This is a genomic window from Bradyrhizobium guangdongense (assembly GCF_006483445.1).
GTDB lineage: Bacteria > Pseudomonadota > Alphaproteobacteria > Rhizobiales > Xanthobacteraceae > Bradyrhizobium > Bradyrhizobium guangdongense_A.
Genome location: NZ_PPPT01000103.1, coordinates 22608 through 43333 on the forward strand (window position 1 = coordinate 22608; position 20726 = coordinate 43333).

The window sequence follows — 20726 nt, forward strand, 5'->3', positions numbered from 1 at the left end:
GCGGAGCGCGCTATATCCAGCCCGCCCGCGCGCGGATAAACTGGCGTTGCGGATGTGCGCGGGCCGGGGACACGGCTGGTGTTTGAAGGTTTCTACAAGGTTCGATATGGGATGGCCGGCGCCGTCGGCCGGAGCGTGATGCATGTCGGCAACGGCAAGATGCTGGGCGGCAACTCGGCCTTTGCCCATATCGGCACCTACGAGAAGACGGCCGACGGGCTCACGATCGAGATCAAGACCTATCGCCACAATCCCGATCCCCACTATCGCGCGATGGCCGGGACCGACAACGCGACCCTGATCGCCAAGGGTTGGGCGGACGGCGATCTCGTGCGCTTCAAGGGCGAGATGAAGGAACTGCCCGGCGTCCCGTTCGAGTCGGTGATGACGCCGCTCAGGGAGGACGAGGCGCCGGCCGCCGGCGTCGTCGGCGAGGGCGGCATCGTCAACGGGCTCTACTCCATCCATTTGCGCATGCTCGACGGCGTCGACGGAGGGCTGACCGGCGTGATGCTGCTCAACCAGGGCCGCATCCTCGGCGGCGATGCCTCGTACTACTATCTTGGCAGCTACACGGCCGCGAACGGCCGCTGGAAGGGGCAGATCCTCAACCAGGAGCACACGGCGGCCCGCGACGAGAACCCCGTGTTCGGCGGCCATGAGGTCGGCATCGGCTTCTCCGGCACCTATGACGACGATCACGCGGTGCTGGAGGCAACCGCGCTTGCCGGCAAGCGCAGTCTGCGCATGACCGCCGCGCTGCGGCTGATGCAACGCGCCTGATCAGGCAACGTCATGGACAATGCTATCCGCATGCTCTCGACGCTCGGCCTGATGGGCGCGATGCGCAGCCTTTCGGAGGCCGCCGAGCTTGCGGCGGGCGTCCGGATCGATGCCGATTACGCGCCGACCATGGCGCTCTTGAAGCGGTTGCGTGAGGGCGAGGCGGCCGATCTCGTGATCCTCACCCGCGAGGGGCTCGACGATGTCATCGCCGAGGGCCGCGTCGCCGCGGACAGCGCGGTCGATTTGGCGCGCTCCTATGTCGGCATCGCCGTCAGGGCAGGGGACGCGCATCCCGACATCGCCAGCGAAGCTGCGCTCCGCAAGACGTTGCTGGCCTCGCGCGCGGTCGCCTATTCGCGGCTGGGAGCCAGCGGCATCTACTTCGCGCAATTGATCGAGCGGCTCGGCATTGCCGCCGAGATCAATGCCCGCGCCGTCATCGTGCCGCAGGGTTTTACGGCCGGGCGTCTGGTGAGCGGCGAGGCTGACCTCGCCGTGCAGCAGATCAGCGAGCTGAAGCAGATCGCGGGCATCGAGGTCATAGGCCCCATACCACCCGACATGCAGACGCCGGCGGTGTTTTCGGCCGGCCGCATGGTTGATGCGAAGAACGCTGCGGCCGCCGACCGGCTGCTGCGCTATCTCGCCTCCGCTGAGGTCGCGCCCGCCCTGCGAGAGTCCGGACTCGAGCCTTGAATTTGCCGACCGCCGGACGCAACCTGCGCGCCATGCGAAAAATCGCGCTCGCCATCCTCATCGCTCTCGCGTCGCCCTTTCAGGCCCACGCGCAATCGGCCGACCTCGTGCTGTGCGACCGGCTGGCCGCCGATCCCAGCGATCCCGACAAGCCGGCCGATGTCCGCGGCGTGGCCGACGTCGCGCCCGCCGACATTCCCACTGCGATCAAGTTCTGCAAGACAGCGTCCGGCGGCTCGCGGCGCGCGATGTTCCAGCTCGGCCGCGCCTATGCCGCCAACCGGCAGATGCCCGAAGCCATGGCCGCCTGGCGCAAGGCTGCCGACAAGGGCTCGACCTCGGCGATGGTCGAACTTGGTGTGCTCTACGGCACGGGCGCCGGCGTTGCAAAGGACGAGGCGCAGGCGCGAAAGCTGTTCGAGAAGGCGGCGGAAGCCGGCAACCCCCGTGGCGTCAGCAATCTCGCCGCGCTCGGCGGCGGCAGCCCGGGCGCGTCAGCCAATCCTGCGCGCTCGCGCGAACTGCTCGGCCGGGCGGCCGAGACCAATGCGGAGGCGCAGTATCAGCTCGGCCTGATGCTGTCGAACGGCAGCGGCGGCCAGCAGGACGATGTCGCCGCGCGCGCGATGTTCGAAAAGGCGGCCGCACAAAACCATCCCGGCGCACTGGAGCGGATGGGCGCCTTCGCGCAGGAGGGCCGCGGCGGTCCAAAGGACAAGGATGCCGCAAAGGCTTATTACGAACGCGCCGCGGCGCTCGGCGACGAAGACGCCAAGAAGGCGCTGGAGCGGATCCGCTGTCCCTATGCGATCAAGAACAAGCAGGGCCAGCTCGTCACCACGCTGTGCTTCTGATCGCAACAGTCAAATCCCGACAGCATTGATCGAGCGCAAGACCCGGCGCAGCCACGTCGCGATAAAGTACGTCGCAAGAAGAACAATGGAGCTTGCGATGAAACTTCGACGTGGAACGGCGCTGCTGGCGTGCCTTGCGGCCTCAACGGTCGTTGCGACGGCCCAGGATCTGAAATCGCCGACCGCCGGCGACTATGTGCCCCGGCTCGGCGACATCATGGGCGCGGCGCAGGCGCGTCACCAGAAGCTGTGGCTCGCGGGCAGGGCGCAGAACTGGGAGCTCGCGGCCTTCGAGCTGCGCCAGCTCAAGGCAGGCCTCGTCGAGGCCGCCTTGCTGTATTCGGGCATTCCCGTCACGAACGTCACCACGCTGGAGACGCCGCTGCAGGCGGCTGCCGACGCGATCGCGGCAAAGGACGGCCGCAAGCTCGCAAAGGCCTTCGGCGACCTCACCGAAGGCTGCAATGGCTGCCACCGGTCGATGGGACGGGGCTTTGTCGTGATGCGGGTTCCTGCCGATCAGCAGCCGTTCGGCAACCAGGCGTTCCAGCCGCAAGGCAAGCCGTGAAGGAACTTGCCATGCGCGCTCGCGCTTGATCTGAGGGGCTGCAGGCAAGGGGAGTGGCGATGATCCGCAAGCTGGCATCCGGCGAATACCGGCTCTATTCGCGCAAGGTGAACCCGAAGACGGGCAAGCGGCGCAACCTCGGCACTTTCAAGAGCCGCGCGGCGGCCGAGAAGCACGAGCGCGAGGTGCAGTATTTCAAGCGTCACTAACGCGTGATCGACGTTCCGGCGGGAGCCGACAAAAATGACGTCGAAAACAACCCCATGCACAGTAGAACGCTTCTACGCGAAGCGATGCCGGTCGGCGCGGGGAAGGCGTGTCAGAACAGGACTCTGCAGCCTCTTGCCGGGTCCATCGGCACGAAACAGCGCGGGGCGCGCGATGCGGTCAGGATCGATCATCATCGCGCACTTCGGCTCTCGTCTGCGCATGATTTCTGCGCAAACGCGTTTCGCGTTTTCGCCCAGCGATTTCGTATTTTGCGAAAAACCGCTTGACCCGTCGGGCAAATCAGGTGTATATCGTCATCATCGCGAGGGTTGGGGCTCACTGACGGGCCTGCGCGGAAAAGCCTGATAGATTCGGTGCGGCGGCGGTGCTAGGTAGCGCCGCGACTCGCGTTGTTTTTCCGGGAATGTTTCGTTGCTGAACGGGCTCTACAAGGTCGAATACGGCGTCAACGATGCGTTCGGCCGCAGCATCATGTGCATGCATAACGGCAAGCTCCTGGGCGGCAACTCCGCCTTTGCCCATCTCGGCAGCTATCAGGAGCGCGATGGCGAGATCGTCGGCGAGGTCATCACCGAACGTCACAATGACGATCCCCACTACAAGCCGCTGATGGGCATCGACGTTGCCACCATCAGCGTGCGTGGCAAGACCACCAGCCGCGGCATCCGTTTCGAAGGCGAGGCCACTCCGGTGCCGGGTGCGATGTTCTGGGCCGATCTGACGCGGCTCGAGGACGATGCCCTGCCGCCACGGGGCACGGTCGGAGCCGGCGGCATCGTGAACGGGCTCTATGCGATCCATCTCAACGCACTCGACGGCGTCGATGCCGGCCTGTCCGGCGTCATGCTGCTGATGGACGGCCGCATCCTCGGCGGCGATGCGTTCTTCTACTATCTCGGCTCCTATGCGTCGGAGAACGGCCGCTGGAAGGGCGAAATCCTCAACCAGGAACACACGCCGGCAAAGGGCGAGAACCCGGTGTTCGGCGGCTACGAGGTCGGGATCGGTTTCTCCGGCCACTGCAACGACGAGGGCGGCGACCTCGAAGGCATCGCGCTCGCGGGCAAGCGCAGTTTGCGGCTGGCGGCGTCGCTGAAGCTGATGCGGCGGGCGTGAACGTCGTTCCAATGGCACGCTTTCGTACCGTGCACCAAGCGCTGGACGTGCGCCGCACCCGCAGCCTATCCTGAAGGTTTCTGCTCGCGTCGGCGGCCTGCCAATCGGCGGTCGCATCAGGGGCTGCAACATGCGCTATCTCTTCGAGGAGTACGCGTTCGACACCGCCCGCCGCGAACTCTATCGCGGAACGGATGCGGTTGCCGTCAGCCCACAGGTGTTCGATCTCCTCGATTACCTGATCCGTCACCGGGATCGCGTCGTCACCAAGGACAATCTCATCGGCGCGATCTGGCAAGGACGCGTCGTGTCCGATGCGGCCCTGACGACGCGCCTGAACGCCGTCCGCAGCGCCATCGGCGATTCCGGCGAGGCGCAGCGTCTGATCAGGACGTTGCCGCGAAAGGGGTTTCGTTTCGTCGGCGAGGTGCGTGAGGAGCGAGAGGTTGCGGGTGCGGACGATGCGCCCGAGCGCGCTCCTGCAATACCTGACAGGCCCTCCATCGCCGTGCTGCCGTTCGCGAACATGTCCGGCGATCCCGAGCAGGAGTACTTCGCAGACGGGATGGTTGATGAGATCACGACCGCGCTTTCGCGGTTCAAGGGGCTGTTCGTGATCGCGCGCAATTCGAGTTTCACCTTCAAGGGCAAAGCGGTCGACATCAAGGACGTCGGGCGCCGGCTTGGCGTGCGCTATGTCCTCGAGGGGGAGGTGCGCAAGGCGGCGGGGAGAGTTCGCATCACGGGCCGGTTGATCAATGCGGCAACAGGCACGCACATCTGGGCGGACAGGTTCGAGCGCGACATGACCGACATTTTCGCGCTGCAGGACGAGTTCACGCTCGCCGTTGTCTCGGCCATTCGGCCAAAGCTGGTCCAAGCAGAAATTGCACTGGCGTCGCGGCGGCGACCGGAAGACCTCACCGCCTATGATCTTTTTCTCCGGGCGCTGCAGCAGGTCGGCCCATCGACCCGCGAAGGGTTGGCCCAGGGGCTCCGGCTGATCCACCGCGCGCTGGAGCTCTACCCCCGGTTTGCTGCTGCCGCCGCTCTCGCAGGTGCCTGCCACGCGGAAAACGTGGTCAGGAACTATACCACCGAGCCTCAATTCGAACGCGAGGAAGCCGTTCGGCTCATGCGCCTGGCGCTCAGCCTCGACGATGGCGATCCGGACACGTTGGCAAGTGCGGCCTTGATCTCGGCACTCCTGGTCGGCGATTGCGAAACCGAGATCGAGATGTCCGACCGGGCCGTGAAGCTCAACCCGAATTCATATCGCGCGTGGCACTGCAGAGGTTGGGTCCTCAAGATTGCGGGGCAGCCAGAGGAAGCGATCCGGAGCCTTGAACGTGCCATGCGAATGAGCCCGCTGGACCCGGAAACATTCGCAGCGCTGACCGGAATGGGATTTGCCCTTCTCGAGCTTCGTCGCTTTGACGAGGCCATCATTGCAGCGAAGAAAGCCCAGCGTCTAAACCCATGCTATCCAGGACCCTACCGATGCCTCGCATCCGCTTTCGCCCATCTCGGACGCGACGCCGAGGCCCGTGAGGCGGCGGCTCGTATGCTCGAGCTCGATCCCGCCTTCACGATCTCGGCGTGGAGCGCCCGGAGCCAGATATCGAAAACCGCTGACCTGATGATCGAGGGTTTTCGGAAAGCGGGATTGAGCGAATGAGCTGTGTTCGTTCGCGCAGACTGGCGGATCCATAGGGTGAGCATTCTGGGCCGTATTCATAAATTCGGCCAATGTCCGTTTCGCTCTGATAGCATCGGCGCAGCAAATGACGCGATGGGCGAGAAGCGTGTCCGCGAGCAGACGTCGTTTCGAGGGCGTGACCTCATCGCGCGGCCAGCCATTGCCGGACAGATGTGGCGCCGGTTGGACGCTTACGGGGAACAAGCGGATGTCAGCCAGCCGACAATCTCCGCTGAAACCGTCGAAGATGACCCGTAGCGGACCTTCTCAGATCACAATCCTTGCTCTACCAGCGCCCTTTGCGTTCGTCACGTAAGGCGATCGATGATCTCAAGCAGGCGGTCGCAGGATGCCGCGAGACGCTTGTTGGGAGCTGTCGCGATACCTAGCAGTAGACCGGACCGCGCCGAAGCTGCCCTCGCATACCAGAGCGACAGCGGAGCGGGCGCCAATCCAAACGGCAGCATTTCCCTGGCGATGGAGAGGTCTGGCGTTGCGTCCGGCAATTGCAGTAGCACCGCCAATCCGGCGATCGTAACGTCCTTGGCGCGCGGCCGAAGGGTCTTCAGCAGCGCGTCGCCTTGCGCTGCATAGGCACGCTTCGTGCGTCGAAGATGCCGCATATAGTGGCCGTCACGCATGAATTTCGCAGTCGCGAGTTGCACCGATGGCCCAGGCGCCGGCGCGAGACACGCCGCGACCTCGGCGAACCGCGACGTCAGCGACGGGGGAGCGACCAGAAAGCCCAGCCGCAAGGTGGGGGTCAGAGTCTTGCTGAAAGATCCAATGTGAATCACGCGCCCGGCGCGATCGAGCGAGGCAAGTGCCGGTGTGGCCCGACCTTTCAGTTGAAGCTCGCTCAGATAGTCATCCTCGATCACCCACGTCCCTTTTTGAGCGGCCCAGTCGAGAAGGTGCAAGCGCCTCTCCAGTGACAACGTGCACCCGAGCGGCGCCTGTTGCCCTGGAGTTACCACAACCAGTGCCGCATCTGGCTCATGGTTCAGGCCATGGCTGACATCAAGGCCGTTCGCATCAACCGGGATCGGGGCGAGCGACAATCCTGCGAGCTCGAGGCCATGCCGGGTGATTGGGTAACCTGGATCCTCCATCCAGACCTTTCCCCGCTCGAGGCCGAGCACACGGAGCGCCAGTCCAAGGCCGCTGCAGTAGCCGCCGGTGATGATGATCTGGGAAGGCGTACATTCTATACCGCGCGCGATGGCAAGATACGCCGCGATCTCCCGCCGTAGTTCCAGCTCACCACGCGCGTCCGGATATATGGCCGGCCCACTCATTTCCACGCGAATAGCGGAGGAACGAAGTCGAGCGACGAGCTTGGCAGGGAAGGAATCATGCGCGGGCACGCCCATCTGGAAGATCGCCGGCCCCGCAATGAGCTCCCGATACATCTCCATGAACGAGCCCGGATCGGGTGCTTCGTCCTGTCGAATGGTGATGGGAGGCCGGTCCGCCACATGCGTTCCGGTCGCGCGGGAAGCGACGATGAGTTGAGCTGCGGACAGTTTTTCGTAGGCTGAACGCACCGTGCCTCGAGCCACGCCAAGTTGGGCTGCCAGATCCTGCCAGGACGGCAGACGCGCTCCCGGAGCGAGCACTCCGCTCTCGATGGCGGCGCTGATGCCATTGCGGATCTGCTCGCCCAGCGGCGTCTTCGCAGATCGATCAAGCTCCAACCGCAGCGGCTTGGTCATGCCCCCCTTGGTACACGATTTTTGTGCGTTCTTGGTGCTTTTTTCGGACCAGGGCGAGGGCACCTATCCGGGGAAAGGAGAACATCATGAAAATACGATCCATCCTTAGCGCGGCTTTCGCTGCGATTGCTATCGCCGCTGCAACACCTGCCGCAGCCCATGGCGGCGGCGAAACGGTCACGCCGCACTTTCAACAGACGATACCCAACATTCCCGGCAAGTCGCTGAAGGCCCTGATCGTCGACTATACGCCGGGCGGGGCGTCACCTCCGCACATCCACGCCAAGTCGGCTTTCATCTTCGGTTACGTCCTGTCGGGACAAATCGAGTCCCAGGTGAATGACGGACACAGGCGGGTCTACCGCGCCGGCGAAAGTTTTTTCGAGACGCCAGGCTCGCGCCATTCAATCAGCCGCAATGCCAGCAAGACCAGGCCAGCGAGGCTGCTCGCCGTGTTCGTCGTCGATACCGACGAAAAAGAACTGACTACCCCCGTCAAATAACACTCGTCATCAAGGAGCAAGAAATGAGTAAGCGTCTCGACTACAATCAGATTGCACCGGCAGGCGTGAAAGCGCTCGGCGGCGTCTACGGTTACATCATGCAGAGCAGCCTTCCACCCGCACTGGTCGACCTGGTCTACCTGCGAATTTCCCAGATCAACAACTGCGCGTACTGTCTCGACTCGCACACGCGCGACCTGCTCAAGAAGGGAGTGAAGATCGAAAAGCTGGCGCTGGTACAGGCGTGGAGGGAAGCCGGTAACCTCTTCGACGAGCGCGAGCGCGCCGCCCTTACGTGGGCCGAAACGGTGACGCGCGTCGCGGAGACCAACGTGCCGGATGAAGCCTATCAGGCCGCTCGCGCCGTGTTCGACGAGCGAGAACTCGTGGACCTGACGATCGCGATCGGCTTGATGAACGCCTACAACCGCATGGCCATCAGTTTTCGGAACACGCCGCAGGCTGCGCTCGGACAGTAAGCCTTGGAGGAGTCGGAACTCTTCTCCGCCGAGCTTCGTTCAGCCTCCAGATCACTTCTGCTTGCACGCTGATGAGGTAACCGGACGAAAGGACACACATCATGTCACACCGGATCAACGACATTACGATCGACTTCGTCCAGATCAACGAAGATATCGCGCTCAGAAGGATGGTTTTGCGTAATCCGGGACGGAAGGGGATTGTTCTCTTCCTGCACGGGTTTCCGGAAACCCTGTACGCCTGGAAGGATATTGCCGCGGCTCTCGCCAACGACTACGACGTCCACGCTTTCGACTGGCCGGGCTACGGTCTTTCATCGAGGCCAGCGGTCGACAGGTTCTCCTATGCGCCGAAGGACTACGCGCATATTCTGGATCAGTACATCGTGAAGGCAGGCATCGACACCTCGAGGCTCACGATCTACGCGACCGACATCGGAGCGCTGCCGGCACTCCTGCTGGCGGTGGAAAAACCTGATATCGCAAGGACTATTATCGTTGGCGACTTTGCCCCGTTTGACAGGCCCCAGTTCATGTATGAGAGCCTGCAAGGCCTGAAGGCAGGACCTGCAATGGATCAGATACGCGCCAACATGAACAGGAATCGCGACGAGATCCTCGCAAACACCTTCACAAGAGGCTTGCCCAGGGAAGCGCAATTCGAAGTTGCGCAGGAATTCAGGGATGACATGTCCCGCGGATGGAGCCATGGCTCCATGACGACAGTAGACGCTTTCTGCCACTATTACTCGCACTTTACGCGGGACCAAGACCGTTTCGAATCGCAACTCGCCCGGCTTAAAACGCCGGTGAAGGTGGTTTGGGGTGAGAAAGACCTCTACATCAAGAAGGAGATGGGCGCAGAATTCGCCGAAAGGGTCCATGCCGAACTCGCGCTTCTTCCCGGTATTGGCCACTTTCCTCACCTCCAGGATCCGAAGCAGACCGTCGAAGAGGTTCGGGCCGCATTCCGATGAGTCCGCAATGACCCATCGCTGCACCTTGCCGGGCTGCCGCACGAACTTGGTCGCTACGGTAGCAGCGGACGTAGTCACCGGTCACATGAGGCCGCCGGGTTTATAGGTACGCTTCCTAGCTCAAGTGACAACCAAGGAAGTCGACGAGCAGTTCGTTGTGATGGTTCTCTACATCGCTGTTCACCCATCGCGAATGGGCTCTATGCGATCCATCTCAGCGCGCTCGACGGCGTCGATGCCGGGATCTCCGGCGTCATGCTGCTGGCAGCCTGCGGCTGGCGGGTCGCTGATGTTGATGCGGCGGGCTTGAGCTTCGCGCCAATGGCGATGCGCTCGTAGGCGCACACCGGGCGCTAGACCTGCGCTGCCGCATTCGCGTCCGGGCTCGCTTGACCCAGCCGCGGCTCAGTCCCCGCAAGAAGCCGTTGAATGTTGGCGCGATGACGAACGATGACGTAGAGACCGCCTGCGATCACCAGCAGCCGATAGGGCAAGGGGTGCTCGAGAGCGCAGACGAGAACGATCGCCGTCAACGCTGCGAGGATCGAGCCGAGCGACACGATCCGCACGATCGCCAGCACGATGCCGAAAACCACCGCGGCGCCCAATCCCACCGGCCATGACATCGCCAGCAGCACGCCGAGCCCGGTCGCCGCGGATTTGCCGCCCGAAAAGTTCAACCAGATCGAGCGACCATGCCCCAGCAGCGCGGCCATGCCGGCGAGGCAAACGGCCCATGGCACCCAGGTTTGCAAATCAGATGCTGTCGGCGGTGTCGGGGAGAGTTCGGCATAGAGCCAGGGCTCGAGCGAGCGGGCAACGGCGATGGCTGCGACGCCTTTGAGCACGTCGGCGATGAGGACGACCAACGCCGGCCATTTTCCGAGAGTGCGCAGGACATTCGTGGCGCCCGTCGATTTGGAGCCGTGCTCTCGAATGTCGATGCCCCTGAGCAACTTTCCTGCCAGATACCCGGTGGGCACTGACCCCAGGAGATAGGCGATCACCAGTCCCACTGTGCCCGTTATCCAGAAAGCCATCGATCCAGTTACCAGTTTCGCATCTGGTCTTTTATCGCTGACTTCGTTCGGCGGCTACCGGTCAGAAACTGACGTTGCCCGCCGCAGGAAGTTTCGCCCTCAGTATTTCGGCCGGTGCGAGCTGGCCCATTCCCGTGCGTGCTCGATCGGGATGCGCGGAACGGCGGCGCGGACCTTCTGCGTCGCGGGCAGATTGTCCATCCGCTCCCGCCAGCGGCAGAATGCGGGAAATTTTGGATACATCGCCTGTCCTTCCGCGGTCAGGCTGAACGCAAAGGTGCTCGGCAGCAGATAGAAATCGGCGATCGAGAGCTGGTCGCCCAGCAGATAGTTCTTGCCGTGAGCGAGCTCGCGCTCGACAACGCCAAGCGCGGTCTCGACCTTGGGGAGCGCATGCGCGACGACCTTTTCGTCGGATGCGATGCCGAGCTCGGGAAACACCAGACGCTCATGGGTGACGTGGTAGATCATGTAGGGGTAGTAGTAGGAATTGACCGCGCCGATCCATTGGTTCATGCGCGCGCGCACACGAATGTCCTGGGGCGTCAGGCGCGGGCCGTCGAAGGCTTCGTCGACGTAAGCTGCGATTGCGCTCGTCTCGTAGACGGTGAAGTCGCCGTGCTTGAGGATCGGCACCCGGTCGAACGGATGCAGCGCCAGATGCTCCGGCTTGCCCATCACGGGCTCGAGGTCGTGAAAGCGATAGGCGACGCCCTTGTGCGTCAGGATCAACCTGATGATGTTGACGAACGTGCTGCGTGGAAAGCCGTAGACGATCGGCTCGGACATCGATTTCCTCCTCTTGAATCTTGTCTCAGCGCCAGAACGGCTTTTCGGCTTCGCGGAGCGCCTCGTCGCGCGTCAGGCCGATGTCCCTGAGCAGATGCGGGTTGTCAGCGATGTCGCGCAGCGCCATGCGTTGAAACGGCCGGTCGAGCCAGTTCCACCATGCCGGCCGGCGAACGGCGGCTGACGGTCCTGAGCCGGATTGATGACTCCGGACGGTCGGGTCGGCAGACTGGGGTGGCGGGATCGAAAAAGCGTCAGTTAACAGGATGGACATCGAAGGCTCCAAATGGCTTGAAAATGGCTGCTGGAGCTGTTCAATAGTGCCGCGGGCCGCCGTCCCGCAAAGCATCGTTTCTCTTGCCTGCCCTAGTTTTTCTCATGAAGTCGTCAGATGCGCCCGCGCCTGCCGCCGCTCAACGCCCTGAAGGCCTTTGAAGCCGCCGCGCGGCACGAAAGTTTTACGCGCGCCGCGGAGGAGCTCTGCGTCACGCAAGGCGCGGTCAGCCACCAGGTCAAGGCGCTCGAGGCCGAGCTTGCGTTAAAACTGTTCAACCGCGAGCGGCAGCGCCTGATCATCACCGAGGCCGGCCGCGAATATCTCGCCGTCGTGCGCGATGCGCTGGATCGGATCGCGATCGGGACCGACCGGCTGTTGCAGCGGCAGAACTCCGGCGTGCTGACGGTGTCGACCTCGCCGGACTTCGCCGCCAAATGGCTGGTGCACCGGCTCGGCCATTTCGTCGAGGCGCATACCGGGATCGACCTGCGGGTCTCCGCGACGCTGCATCATGTCGACTTCGCCCGCGAGGACGTCGACCTCGCCGTGCGTCATGGCGACGGCAACTGGCCGGGGCTGGATGCGGTGCGGCTGAGCCCGGAGCAGCTCTTTGCCGTCTGTAGCCCAAAGCTGCTGTCCAGCCGCAAGCGCCTCGCGAGGCCCGCAGATCTTCTGAAGTTTCCGCTGATCCACATGGACAGCCGGGCGGAATGGACCAGCTGGCTGCAGGAGGCCGGGTTCGATGGTGAGGCGGTCACGCATGGGCCGGTGCTCAACCGCGCCAGCATGGTGATCGATGCGGCGATCAACGGGCAGGGGATTGCGCTGGCGCGGACCACGCTTGCGGCGTGGGATCTCCTCAACGGCCGCCTCGTGCGGCCGTTCGCGCTGTCGCTGCCGCTGAAGAAGACCTACTGGATCGTGTGTCCGAAGGCGACGGCGAACCTGCCCAAGATCGTCACCTTTCGCGACTGGCTGCTGGCTGAGGCCGCACGCGACCTGCGGCAGCTCCAGAAGAAGGGCGGGCGGAAAACCTGACGAAGTCGTCGGGTGCCGGCCGCGCCGGCTTTAGTACAAGAAGATCACCATCGCCGACAAGGTGACGGTCATGGCGCCAAGAGTGACGACGACGGCTGCAAAGACGACATCGGTGCTCATGTCGGCTCCAAAAAGGAAGCCGCTAACTTGGGGCAAGCTAGCGGCTTTGGTTTGGGGTCACTTGCGTAGTGGGGGGACTACGCATTGCCTCTTTTAGGCCTGGGATTGCTGCCCATGTTGAGCGAGATCAAACTCGCACTCGAGAAAAGCCGGGCACCGGCAAAATATGGCAGCCGGACACTCGCTATTTCTGCTGAATGCGGCTGAGATAATCGACGACGGCGAGAATGCGCATGCGCACCACGACTTCGGGGGCCTTGTCCGGTCCGGCCAGCTTCCAATAGGAGGGATCGACAGTGTGGGGCAAGCCGACGATGGGGTTGAAGCGCTCCCCCCAGATCGGCATGTCGCGCGTGCCGTGAGCGGCAACCGCTTTCGCGCCGTGGATGACTTCAAAGACGGCGTTGGTGGGAAAAACCCCGCCATTGGTTTTCGCCAAAACCGTCAAATCGGAAGGCGGGACCTTGAGCTGGCCGCTGACCGGTCCCTTGCCGCGTCCATCCGCACCGTGACAGCTCGCGCAGGACGACTGAAATTCCGCTTTGCCGATGTCGAGGTCCTCGGCCTGGACCGCGGATGCAAACCCGGCAGCGAGAGCGGCAATCATCAACCGCTTCAGGACATCTGCGATCATTTCAATTCCCCGGCGGCAGGTTTTGGGATCATGCGAACGGTCTCGGTCTTGCCGGGCCATTGGGATCACGATCGCGATCCCCCGGTGTTGATTGAGATCAAGAGGATGGGGTCACTGGTCGGTCAGCCGCCGCGCCGGCCTCCCGGGCTTGAGGCGCGTTCGTCACCGCGCGGCGGCGATGGTAAGGAGATCGCTGCGCAAGACAGCGCGGGATAGAGAGCGGGCGGGGCATGGAAACACCGGGAAATCGATTGCCGACCGGCGGCTTCGCGCGGCTGGTCCCCGAGCTCGACGTGTTCGACCTGGAGCACAGTGTTGCATTCTGGTGCGGGATCCTGGGTTTCCAGATCGCCTATCAGCGGCCCGAAAGCCGCTTTGTGTATCTGGAGCTAAGGGGCGCCCAGGTCATGCTGTGCCAGCGCAACGGCAATTGGGAGACGGGGCCCCTCGAACGCCCGCTGGGGCGCGGGATCAATTTTCAGATGTTCGTCAATTCCGTGGACCCGCTGCTCGAAGTCCTCGGGCGGGCGAATTGGCCGCTGTTCAGGGAATGTCACGTGGCCTGGTACAGGATTGCGGGCGAGGAGCGGGGCAACAGGCAGTTTCTGGTGCAGGACCCCGATGGTTACCTGCTGCGCTTTGCGGAGGATCTCGGCAGCAGGTGATCGCAGGCTGCTGCTTCCCGGGCGCATCCGTGCGCCAGGGACGCCTGACCCGGGCGCGAACCCAGGATCTTGCCGGGCTTCCCCTTGCCGCCCATATGGATTAAGAGGCGGCAACTTAAAAATTCCCCCGAAAAGACCTCATGATCCGCCTTGATAACGTCAGCAAGCAGGCTGGCCACCAGATCCTATTCATTGAAGCCTCCGCGGCCCTCAACAAGGGCGAGAAGATCGGGCTGGTCGGCCCCAACGGCGCCGGCAAGACCACGCTGTTCCGGATGATCGCGGGCGAAGAGCTGCCCGATGAGGGCCAGGTCTCGACCGATCGCGGCATCACCATCGGCTATTTCAGCCAGGACGTCGGCGAGATGTCTGGCCACAGCGCGGTTGCCGAGGTCATGAACGGCGCGGGCCCGGTCAGCGAGGTCGCGGCCGAGCTGCGCGAGCTCGAGGCCGCGATGGCCGACCCCGAAAAAGCCGACGAGATGGACGAGATCATCACGCGCTATGGCGAGGTGCAGCACCGCTTCGAGGAGCTCGACGGCTATGCGCTCGACGGCCGCGCGCGCGAGGCGCTCAACGGCCTCGGCTTCAGCCAGGAGATGATGGAGGGCGACGTCGGCGCGCTCTCCGGCGGCTGGAAGATGCGCGTGGCGCTGGCGCGTATCCTCTTGATGCGGCCCGACGTGATGCTGCTCGACGAGCCGAGCAACCATCTCGATCTCGAAAGCCTGATCTGGCTGGAAAAGTTTTTGCACGATTACGAAGGCACGCTGCTGATGACCTCGCATGATCGCGAGTTCATCAACCGCGTAATCTCAAAAGTGATCGAAATCGATTCCGGCTCGCTCACGACCTATACCGGCGATTACGAGTTCTACGAGCAGCAGCGCGCGCAGAACGAGAAGCAGCAGCAGGCGCAGTTCGAGCGCCAGCAGGCCATGCTCGCCAAGGAGATCAAGTTCATCGAGCGTTTCAAGGCGCGCGCTTCGCATGCGGCTCAGGTGCAGAGCCGGGTGAAAAAGCTCGACAAGATCGAGCGGGTCGAGCCGCCGCGGAGACGCCAGACCGTTGCGTTCGATTTTCCGCCGGCGCCGCGCTCCGGCGAGGACGTCGTGGCGCTGAAGAACGTCTTCAAGGGTTATGGGACCAAGCGGATCTATGACGGGCTCGATTTCATGATCCGCCGGCGCGAGCGCTGGTGCGTGATGGGCGTCAACGGCGCCGGCAAGTCGACGCTGCTAAAACTCGTCGCGGGCGCCAGCGAGCCGGACGAGGGCACGGTGGCGTTGGGGGGCAGCGTCAAGATGGGCTACTTTGCTCAGCACGCGATGGACCTGCTCGACGGCGAGCAGACGGTGTTCGAATCGCTCGAATACGCATTCCCGACCGCCGGGCAGGGTTCTTTGCGCGCGCTCGCCGGCTGCTTCGGCTTCTCCGGCGACGATGTCGAAAAGCGCTGCCGCGTGCTCTCGGGCGGCGAGAAGGCACGCCTCGTGATGGCCAAGATGCTGTTCGACCCGCCGAACTTTCTGGTGCTGGACGAGCCGACCAACCATCTCGACCTCGCCACCAAGGAGATGCTGATCACGGCGCTGTCGGATTTCGAGGGCACCATGCTGTTCGTCTCGCACGACCGGCATTTTCTGGCGACGCTGTCCAACCGCGTGCTCGAGCTGACGCCTGATGGCATCCACCAATATGGCGGCGGCTACACCGAATACGTCGCGCGCACCGGGCAGGAAGCGCCGGGGTTGCGGTCGTAGCCGGCGATCCGTAGCCCGGATGGAGCGAAAGCGAAATCCGGGCTCGTGCCACGTCGGCAGTCTGGCGATGTGGTTAGTCCTGCCCCGGATTGCGCTGCGCTTCATCCGGGCTACGGTCGAGTACGTTGCCTGCTAACGGGCCCCGGCGGTGTCTGATGCGGCGGCGGCGAATAGGGGTTGGCGAAGCACGACGCAGAGAGTCCCGACGCCGTCGCCTTGCATTGTTCCAGGGATGTATAGCTGCAGTCTATGCCGGTGGCGCCGGCCTCTCCCCATTTCTGCAGGCAAACCGGATATCGCGGATCATAGCGCTGGGCCGTGGCCGGGGCGGCGGCCAGCGTTGTGGTGATCGCTATAAGAATCAAACCAAGCGTGCGCATCGCGACCTCGTTCTAACCCGTGGGGTAGGTGGGGACGTCGTTGGCCTGCGCAAGGCGTTCGATTGTCACGGTGACGAGAGGTCCGCCGATGCGCCGGCGTTTGAGATGCCATGCGGAGCCGCGCCTTGACGCGTTGACGCGCGCCGTTACCCTCGCCCGGCTTTTGGGAATGCGGGAGTGTTTGGATGGGCGGCATGGTGATCGCGGGTGGCCGGGTGGTTGATCCGGCCAGCGGAATGGATGCCGTCGGCGATGTCGCCGTGATGGACGGCAAGATCGCGGCCGTCGGCACGGCCCTCGGCGGCGCCGAGCGGACCATCGACGCGACCGGGCTGGTGGTGACGCCCGGCTTCATCGATCTGCACGCGCATGGCCAGTCGCTGCCCGCCGACCGCATGCAGGCCTTTGACGGCGTGACGACGACGCTCGATCTCGAAGCCGGCGTGCTGCCGGTCGCCACCTGGTATCGCAAGCAGGCGAGCCGGGGACGCGCGCTCAACTACGGCTCGGCGGTCAACTGGGCCTTTGCGCGCATCGGTGCGATGACCGGCTCCAACTCCGAGAGCTCGCTGGAAGCTTTTGGCAATGCCATGCGCGACCGGCGCTGGATCGAGAACGTGGCCAGCGAGACCGAAGTCGCCGGCATCCTCGACCGTCTCGCCGGCGGGTTGAACGAGGGCGGCATCGGGATCGGCATCCTCAACGCCTATGCGCCGGGCGCCGGCGTGCAGGAGCTGACCGCGGTGTGCCAGCTCGCGGCCAGCCACGACGTGCCGACCTTCACCCACGTCGCCTTCATGTCGCGCATCGATCCCGAGAGCGCGGCGGAGGCCTATATCCGCCTGATCGGCTATGCCGGCGCCACCGGCGCGCATATGCATATCTGCCACTTCAACTCGTCGAGCAAGACCGACATCGAGCGCTGCATCGCGCTGGTGGCGAAGGCACAGGCGCAGGGGCTTCCGATCACGGTGGAGTCCTATCCTTACGGCACCGGTTCGACCGTGCTCGCCGCGGCGTTCTTCAGCGACCCCAAATTCGAGGAGCGCAACGGCACGGGCTATGACAGCGTGCAGCGTGTCACCGACGGACGGCGCTTTCGCGACCGTGAGGAGCTGCTGGCGGCGCAGGCGGCCGAACCCTCCACGCTGGTGCTGTGGCACGTGCTCGACATCGAGAACAACGCGCATCATCGCGATCTCCTCGATATGGCGGTGCTGTATCCCGGCGGCGCGATCGCCTCCGACGCAATGCCGTGGACGCTATCGGACGGAAAACCCTATACCGGAGACGCGTGGCCGCTGCCGAAGGATGCGACGTCCCATCCGCGCTCGGCCGGCTGCTTCACGCGCTTCATCCGCGAATGGGTGCGCGAGCGGCGAAAGATCTCGCTGCTCGAAGGCATCCGCAAATGCACGCTGATCCCGGCGCAAATCCTCGAGCACTCGACGCCCGCGATGCGTGCCAAGGGACGGCTCGCGACCGGTGCCGACGCCGACATCGTGGTGTTCGACTACAACACGCTGACGGACCGTGCCGAGTTCTCGGCGATGAACCGGCCGTCGGAAGGCGTGCGCCATCTCGTGGTCAGCGGCCATCCGCTGATATCCGACGGCGTGCTGGATCTCGCCGCGCGCCCAGGCAAGCCGGTGCGCCGGCCTTTCGCCGAGGCCTGAAGCGCGTGGCCGTCCCGGTTCTGCTCGTTGCGGGCTTCCTCGGGGCGGGCAAGACCACGGTCGTGAACCATCTGCTGCAGCATGCCGAGGGACGGCGGATCGCCGCCGTGGTCAACGATTTCGGCGCCGTCAATATCGATGCCGAGCTGATCGCTGACACCGCCGACGGCGTGGTGAGCCTCGCCAATGGCTGCATCTGCTGCACCCTGGAGGGCGATCTCTTGCGCACGCTCGCGACGCTGTTGCAGCGTGATCCGCGGCCTGATGTCATCGTGATCGAGACCAGCGGCGTCGCCGATCCCGCCGACATCGTGCGCAATCTGATGGATCCCGTGATCTTTCGCGAAGCGCCGCTGGAGACGGTGCTGTGCGTGGTCGATGCGTCGATGCCGGTCGCCAGGCTGGATGATGCGCTGCTGCGCTCCCAGGTGCGCGCCGCCGATATCATTGCGCTGAGCAAGGTCGATCTGGTTGATGCGGCCGGCGCCGCGCTGATACGCGATGCGGTCCGCGCGCTGCGCCCGTCGGCGGTGGTGATCGATGCCGTCAATGGCGAGGTGCCCGCGGCGCTGCTGTTTGCGCCCGAAATCGATCGCGTGCTGCGCGAGCCGGGGCCGCGCCGGCCGGCTGTGGAGCGGTTCGAGACGTTGAGCTGGACGTCGGACAGGCCGCTGTCGCTGTCGCGGCTGCAGGCGGCGATCGGCCGGCTCGCGCCAAAACTCGCGCGGGCCAAGGGGATTTTCGAGGCGGTCGAGCAGCCGGGCCGCGCAATGGTGTTTCAGCTCGCCGGCGGGCGGGCGACGCTCGCCGCCGGTGGGACGCGAGCCGACGGGGTGCCGCGAACGCGGATCGTCTTCATCGCGGAGCTCGGCGCGCTCACGCGCGAGGAGGTCGACGGGATCATGCAAGGATGCATCGAACAAGGTGCACCGTGAGACGGGAGCGAAACGACGATGAAGCAGATCAGGATCGGCGATATCACCATTGATGCCGTGATCGAGCGGGAGGGGCCATGGCGCCGGCCGCAGGATTTTTTCCCGGCCTATGATGATGAAGTCTTCAAACGTCATTTGCCGACGATGGAGCCGGAAGTTTTCGATGCCGCGCGCGGCATGATGGTGATCACCTACCAGACTTTTGTGGTGCGAACGCCGCGCTACACCATCCTGGTCGATACCTGCACCGGCGAAGACAAGGGCCATCCGCCGCCGTTCGACTTTCCCGGCAAGGAGCGCTGGCGCAAGGAGCTGTTCGCGCTCGGCGTCAGCTTCGAGCAGATCGACTACGTCTTCTGCACCCACCTGCACATCGATCACACCGGCTGGAATACGAGCTTGCGCGACGGCCGCTGGGTCCCGACGTTCCCGAACGCGAAATACATTTTTCACAAGGGCGAATATGCCGCCTGGGAAGCCGAGCACGCCAAGGGCAACAACCCGCCCGGCACGGTGTTTCGTGACAACTGCCTGCCGATCGTCGAGGCCGGCCAGGCGCTGCTGGTCGACGACGACTACGCGCTCGACGACACCGTCACACTGACGCCGACGCCGGGCCATTCGCCCTGCCATTGCTGCGTCAACATCTTCTCAAAAGGCCAACGCGCGGTGGTCGCCGGCGATCTCATGCATCACCAGATCCAGTGCCGCGAGCCGGACTGGTCGGCAAAGCCGGACTGGGATCCAAAGCAGTCGGCGGTGTCGCGGCGAAAATTCTTCGCTTCCGTCGCCGACACCGACACGCTGATCCTCCCGGTGCATTTTCCCGCGCCGACGGTGGGCTTGATCAAGCCGCTGGGCGCCGCCTTCGACTATCGCTTCAAGCGGGGTTAGGGCGCGTTCATCGCTTGGCGGGCATCGGTCGCCATGAGAGATCGTCGGACCAGAGATAGATCGCGATGGCTGCAAGGCACAGGGCAATGCCGATCCAGAAGATCGGCGAATGATGGATCGGCCGGCGGTCACGTTCGGTTGGCTTCATGTCATCACCTCGTCGGCGCGATGAGCCGGCAAGGATAAGCCCGCCAGGGGCGGGCTTATCGGTTGTTGCAATATCCGCGCAGTGCTTACGCGCTGGTCTCGCACTTCTTCATAAAACTGTTCTTGGCAGCGCCGGCGAGCGGCTTGCCGTCGGAGCCGACGGCCTTCGGCGTGCAGGCGTCTTCCTTGCACTTCTTCAGGAACGAGGTCTTTGCCGCGCCCGCCAGCGTCTTGCCGTCCTTGCCGACTGCCTTGCTTTCGCAGGTGTCGTCCGCGAATGCCGAGCCGGCCGCGAAGGTGGCGAGGACCGCAGCCAGGAAAATCCGCTTCATCATGGGTGTCTCCCTAAACCAGAATTGGCGTTGCGAATTGGAACGCCGAATCGTGGCGCAATCAAGCAGGATCGGATGAATGCGCCGTTCATATTCACTTCTTCCAGCGCTCGACGGTCGCAAGCGCCTTGGGCCGCACGTCGGCGAATGCTGCCTGGTTGGCGGAGACGGCCTGCCGCCGCGCGCCGGGATCATCGAAATCATGGGTCGCGCCGGGATAGAGCGTGAGGTCGATCGGCGTGCCGGCCGCCCGCGAGCGCCCGGCGACGTCCTGGCATTTCACCGCCGACACCTCCTCGTCACTGCTGCCGTGGAAGATCGCGATGGGCGTGGTCGTGACGATGGTCTGCTGAAGCAGCGCCTTCACGCCGCAACCGGGATAGATTACCAGCGCGCCGCGAAAGCCCGCGGC

26 protein-coding genes are annotated in these 20726 nt (G+C 64.0%); 17 read left to right on the forward strand and 9 right to left on the reverse strand.

Going from position 1 to position 20726, the window contains the following annotated elements; translation table 11 throughout:
* Window positions 1–78: 78 nt before the first annotated feature.
* From C2U70_RS15130 to C2U70_RS15165, 8 genes are all read left to right on the forward strand, one after another.
* Entirely contained in the window at window positions 79–783 is a 705-nt protein-coding gene (locus C2U70_RS15130; protein ID WP_186294274.1) for a GrlR family regulatory protein, read from the forward strand.
* Window positions 784–795: 12 nt separating this feature from the next.
* Entirely contained in the window at window positions 796–1482 is a 687-nt protein-coding gene (locus C2U70_RS15135; RefSeq protein WP_140979119.1) for a substrate-binding domain-containing protein, read from the forward strand.
* A 32-nt stretch (window positions 1483–1514) separates the two neighbouring features.
* Entirely contained in the window at window positions 1515–2336 is an 822-nt protein-coding gene (locus C2U70_RS15140) for a tetratricopeptide repeat protein (RefSeq protein WP_140979171.1), read from the forward strand.
* 97 nt (window positions 2337–2433) lie between these two features.
* Window positions 2434–2904, forward strand: coding sequence for a hypothetical protein (locus C2U70_RS15145; protein ID WP_140979121.1), 471 nt, complete (start codon window positions 2434–2436; stop codon window positions 2902–2904).
* Between the two features lie 59 nt (window positions 2905–2963).
* Entirely contained in the window at window positions 2964–3113 is a 150-nt protein-coding gene (locus C2U70_RS15150) for a hypothetical protein (protein ID WP_007609497.1), read from the forward strand.
* Window positions 3114–3546: 433 nt separating this feature from the next.
* Entirely contained in the window at window positions 3547–4251 is a 705-nt protein-coding gene (locus C2U70_RS15155; protein WP_140979123.1) for a GrlR family regulatory protein, read from the forward strand.
* A gap of 130 nt (window positions 4252–4381) precedes the next feature.
* Window positions 4382–5929: a winged helix-turn-helix domain-containing tetratricopeptide repeat protein gene (locus C2U70_RS15160; protein ID WP_140979125.1), complete on the forward strand. Its 1548-nt coding sequence runs from the start codon at window positions 4382–4384 to the stop codon at window positions 5927–5929.
* A 36-nt stretch (window positions 5930–5965) separates the two neighbouring features.
* On the forward strand, window positions 5966–6208 hold the full coding sequence (locus C2U70_RS15165; protein ID WP_140979128.1) for a hypothetical protein: 243 nt from the start codon (window positions 5966–5968) through the stop codon (window positions 6206–6208).
* A 50-nt stretch (window positions 6209–6258) separates the two neighbouring features.
* On the opposite strand, the gene C2U70_RS15170 is transcribed toward C2U70_RS15165, so the two are convergent.
* On the reverse strand, window positions 6259–7665 hold the full coding sequence (locus C2U70_RS15170) for a PLP-dependent aminotransferase family protein (protein ID WP_140979131.1): 1407 nt from the start codon (window positions 7663–7665) through the stop codon (window positions 6259–6261).
* An 86-nt stretch (window positions 7666–7751) separates the two neighbouring features.
* On the opposite strand from C2U70_RS15170, the gene C2U70_RS15175 reads away from it, so the two are divergent.
* The 3 genes from C2U70_RS15175 (at window position 7752) to C2U70_RS15185 (ending at window position 9624) form a co-directional block, all read left to right on the forward strand.
* The gene (locus tag C2U70_RS15175; RefSeq protein WP_140979134.1) at window positions 7752–8168 is read left to right on the forward strand and encodes a cupin domain-containing protein; all 417 of its coding nucleotides are present in this window, start codon (window positions 7752–7754) and stop codon (window positions 8166–8168) included.
* 23 nt (window positions 8169–8191) lie between these two features.
* Window positions 8192–8647: a carboxymuconolactone decarboxylase family protein gene (locus C2U70_RS15180; RefSeq protein ID WP_140979137.1), complete on the forward strand. Its 456-nt coding sequence runs from the start codon at window positions 8192–8194 to the stop codon at window positions 8645–8647.
* Between the two features lie 101 nt (window positions 8648–8748).
* Window positions 8749–9624: an alpha/beta fold hydrolase gene (locus C2U70_RS15185; RefSeq protein ID WP_140979140.1), complete on the forward strand. Its 876-nt coding sequence runs from the start codon at window positions 8749–8751 to the stop codon at window positions 9622–9624.
* A gap of 353 nt (window positions 9625–9977) precedes the next feature.
* Here the strand turns inward: C2U70_RS15185 and plsY are convergent, their stop codons facing one another.
* The 3 genes from plsY to C2U70_RS33330 form a co-directional block, all read right to left on the reverse strand.
* Window positions 9978–10664, reverse strand: a complete 687-nt coding sequence (plsY, locus tag C2U70_RS15190) for a glycerol-3-phosphate 1-O-acyltransferase PlsY (protein ID WP_140979143.1) — start codon at window positions 10662–10664, stop codon at window positions 9978–9980.
* 99 nt (window positions 10665–10763) lie between these two features.
* Window positions 10764–11453: a glutathione S-transferase family protein gene (locus C2U70_RS15195; RefSeq protein WP_140979145.1), complete on the reverse strand. Its 690-nt coding sequence runs from the start codon at window positions 11451–11453 to the stop codon at window positions 10764–10766.
* A gap of 25 nt (window positions 11454–11478) precedes the next feature.
* Complete coding sequence (locus C2U70_RS33330; RefSeq protein ID WP_210243909.1) at window positions 11479–11727, reverse strand: DUF1127 domain-containing protein; 249 nt, start codon at window positions 11725–11727, stop codon at window positions 11479–11481.
* A gap of 117 nt (window positions 11728–11844) precedes the next feature.
* Here C2U70_RS33330 and C2U70_RS15205 point away from each other — a divergent pair, with 117 nt between their 5' ends.
* The gene (locus C2U70_RS15205) at window positions 11845–12768 is read left to right on the forward strand and encodes a transcriptional regulator GcvA (protein ID WP_140979147.1); all 924 of its coding nucleotides are present in this window, start codon (window positions 11845–11847) and stop codon (window positions 12766–12768) included.
* A gap of 304 nt (window positions 12769–13072) precedes the next feature.
* Here the strand turns inward: C2U70_RS15205 and C2U70_RS15210 are convergent, their stop codons facing one another.
* Window positions 13073–13522, reverse strand: a complete 450-nt coding sequence (locus tag C2U70_RS15210; RefSeq protein ID WP_140979175.1) for a c-type cytochrome — start codon at window positions 13520–13522, stop codon at window positions 13073–13075.
* 251 nt (window positions 13523–13773) lie between these two features.
* On the opposite strand from C2U70_RS15210, the gene C2U70_RS15215 reads away from it, so the two are divergent.
* On the forward strand, window positions 13774–14187 hold the full coding sequence (locus tag C2U70_RS15215) for a bleomycin resistance protein (protein WP_140979149.1): 414 nt from the start codon (window positions 13774–13776) through the stop codon (window positions 14185–14187).
* A 140-nt stretch (window positions 14188–14327) separates the two neighbouring features.
* The gene (locus C2U70_RS15220; RefSeq protein ID WP_140979151.1) at window positions 14328–15950 is read left to right on the forward strand and encodes an ABC-F family ATP-binding cassette domain-containing protein; all 1623 of its coding nucleotides are present in this window, start codon (window positions 14328–14330) and stop codon (window positions 15948–15950) included.
* Window positions 15951–16060: 110 nt separating this feature from the next.
* Here the strand turns inward: C2U70_RS15220 and C2U70_RS15225 are convergent, their stop codons facing one another.
* The gene (locus C2U70_RS15225; RefSeq protein WP_140979153.1) at window positions 16061–16330 is read right to left on the reverse strand and encodes a DUF3551 domain-containing protein; all 270 of its coding nucleotides are present in this window, start codon (window positions 16328–16330) and stop codon (window positions 16061–16063) included.
* Window positions 16331–16515: 185 nt separating this feature from the next.
* Between C2U70_RS15225 and C2U70_RS15230 the strand changes: the two genes are divergently transcribed.
* The 3 genes from C2U70_RS15230 to C2U70_RS15240 are packed head-to-tail and all read left to right on the forward strand — an operon-like array spanning window position 16516 to window position 19835.
* Window positions 16516–18006 (forward strand): amidohydrolase family protein, encoded by a 1491-nt coding sequence (locus C2U70_RS15230; RefSeq protein WP_140979155.1) that lies wholly within the window; start codon window positions 16516–16518, stop codon window positions 18004–18006.
* Window positions 18007–18011: 5 nt separating this feature from the next.
* On the forward strand, window positions 18012–18941 hold the full coding sequence (locus C2U70_RS15235) for a CobW family GTP-binding protein (protein ID WP_140979157.1): 930 nt from the start codon (window positions 18012–18014) through the stop codon (window positions 18939–18941).
* A gap of 18 nt (window positions 18942–18959) precedes the next feature.
* Complete coding sequence (locus C2U70_RS15240; RefSeq protein ID WP_140979159.1) at window positions 18960–19835, forward strand: MBL fold metallo-hydrolase; 876 nt, start codon at window positions 18960–18962, stop codon at window positions 19833–19835.
* 7 nt (window positions 19836–19842) lie between these two features.
* Here C2U70_RS15240 and C2U70_RS33020 read toward each other — a convergent pair whose 3' ends face one another.
* From C2U70_RS33020 to C2U70_RS15250, 3 genes are all read right to left on the reverse strand, one after another.
* Window positions 19843–19983 (reverse strand): hypothetical protein, encoded by a 141-nt coding sequence (locus C2U70_RS33020; protein WP_186294276.1) that lies wholly within the window; start codon window positions 19981–19983, stop codon window positions 19843–19845.
* An 85-nt stretch (window positions 19984–20068) separates the two neighbouring features.
* A complete protein-coding gene (locus C2U70_RS15245; protein ID WP_140979161.1) occupies window positions 20069–20317 on the reverse strand; it encodes a hypothetical protein in 249 nt (82 codons plus the stop codon).
* 91 nt (window positions 20318–20408) lie between these two features.
* Window positions 20409–20726 (reverse strand): dienelactone hydrolase family protein (locus C2U70_RS15250; protein ID WP_186294277.1); only part of this gene is annotated, 318 nt, incomplete at its 5' end.

What these genes read in the sequence shown, in the direction of transcription:
- C2U70_RS15135 (WP_140979119.1), top strand. Translation starts at nt 796, where the DNA reads ATGGACAATGCTATCCGCATGCTCTCGACGCTCGGCCTGATGGGCGCG.
- C2U70_RS15140 (WP_140979171.1), top strand. Translation starts at nt 1,515, where the DNA reads ATGCGAAAAATCGCGCTCGCCATCCTCATCGCTCTCGCGTCGCCCTTT.
- C2U70_RS15145 (WP_140979121.1), top strand. Translation starts at nt 2,434, where the DNA reads ATGAAACTTCGACGTGGAACGGCGCTGCTGGCGTGCCTTGCGGCCTCA.
- C2U70_RS15150 (WP_007609497.1), top strand. Translation starts at nt 2,964, where the DNA reads ATGATCCGCAAGCTGGCATCCGGCGAATACCGGCTCTATTCGCGCAAG.
- C2U70_RS15160 (WP_140979125.1), top strand. Translation starts at nt 4,382, where the DNA reads ATGCGCTATCTCTTCGAGGAGTACGCGTTCGACACCGCCCGCCGCGAA.
- C2U70_RS15170 (WP_140979131.1), bottom strand. Translation starts at nt 7,665, where the DNA reads ATGACCAAGCCGCTGCGGTTGGAGCTTGATCGATCTGCGAAGACGCCG.
- C2U70_RS15175 (WP_140979134.1), top strand. Translation starts at nt 7,752, where the DNA reads ATGAAAATACGATCCATCCTTAGCGCGGCTTTCGCTGCGATTGCTATC.
- C2U70_RS15180 (WP_140979137.1), top strand. Translation starts at nt 8,192, where the DNA reads ATGAGTAAGCGTCTCGACTACAATCAGATTGCACCGGCAGGCGTGAAA.
- C2U70_RS15185 (WP_140979140.1), top strand. Translation starts at nt 8,749, where the DNA reads ATGTCACACCGGATCAACGACATTACGATCGACTTCGTCCAGATCAAC.
- plsY (WP_140979143.1), bottom strand. Translation starts at nt 10,664, where the DNA reads ATGGCTTTCTGGATAACGGGCACAGTGGGACTGGTGATCGCCTATCTC.
- C2U70_RS15195 (WP_140979145.1), bottom strand. Translation starts at nt 11,453, where the DNA reads ATGTCCGAGCCGATCGTCTACGGCTTTCCACGCAGCACGTTCGTCAAC.
- C2U70_RS33330 (WP_210243909.1), bottom strand. Translation starts at nt 11,727, where the DNA reads ATGTCCATCCTGTTAACTGACGCTTTTTCGATCCCGCCACCCCAGTCT.
- C2U70_RS15205 (WP_140979147.1), top strand. Translation starts at nt 11,845, where the DNA reads ATGCGCCCGCGCCTGCCGCCGCTCAACGCCCTGAAGGCCTTTGAAGCC.
- C2U70_RS15210 (WP_140979175.1), bottom strand. Translation starts at nt 13,522, where the DNA reads ATGATCGCAGATGTCCTGAAGCGGTTGATGATTGCCGCTCTCGCTGCC.
- C2U70_RS15220 (WP_140979151.1), top strand. Translation starts at nt 14,328, where the DNA reads ATGATCCGCCTTGATAACGTCAGCAAGCAGGCTGGCCACCAGATCCTA.
- C2U70_RS15225 (WP_140979153.1), bottom strand. Translation starts at nt 16,330, where the DNA reads ATGCGCACGCTTGGTTTGATTCTTATAGCGATCACCACAACGCTGGCC.
- C2U70_RS15230 (WP_140979155.1), top strand. Translation starts at nt 16,516, where the DNA reads ATGGGCGGCATGGTGATCGCGGGTGGCCGGGTGGTTGATCCGGCCAGC.
- C2U70_RS15240 (WP_140979159.1), top strand. Translation starts at nt 18,960, where the DNA reads ATGAAGCAGATCAGGATCGGCGATATCACCATTGATGCCGTGATCGAG.
- C2U70_RS33020 (WP_186294276.1), bottom strand. Translation starts at nt 19,983, where the DNA reads ATGAAGCCAACCGAACGTGACCGCCGGCCGATCCATCATTCGCCGATC.
- C2U70_RS15245 (WP_140979161.1), bottom strand. Translation starts at nt 20,317, where the DNA reads ATGATGAAGCGGATTTTCCTGGCTGCGGTCCTCGCCACCTTCGCGGCC.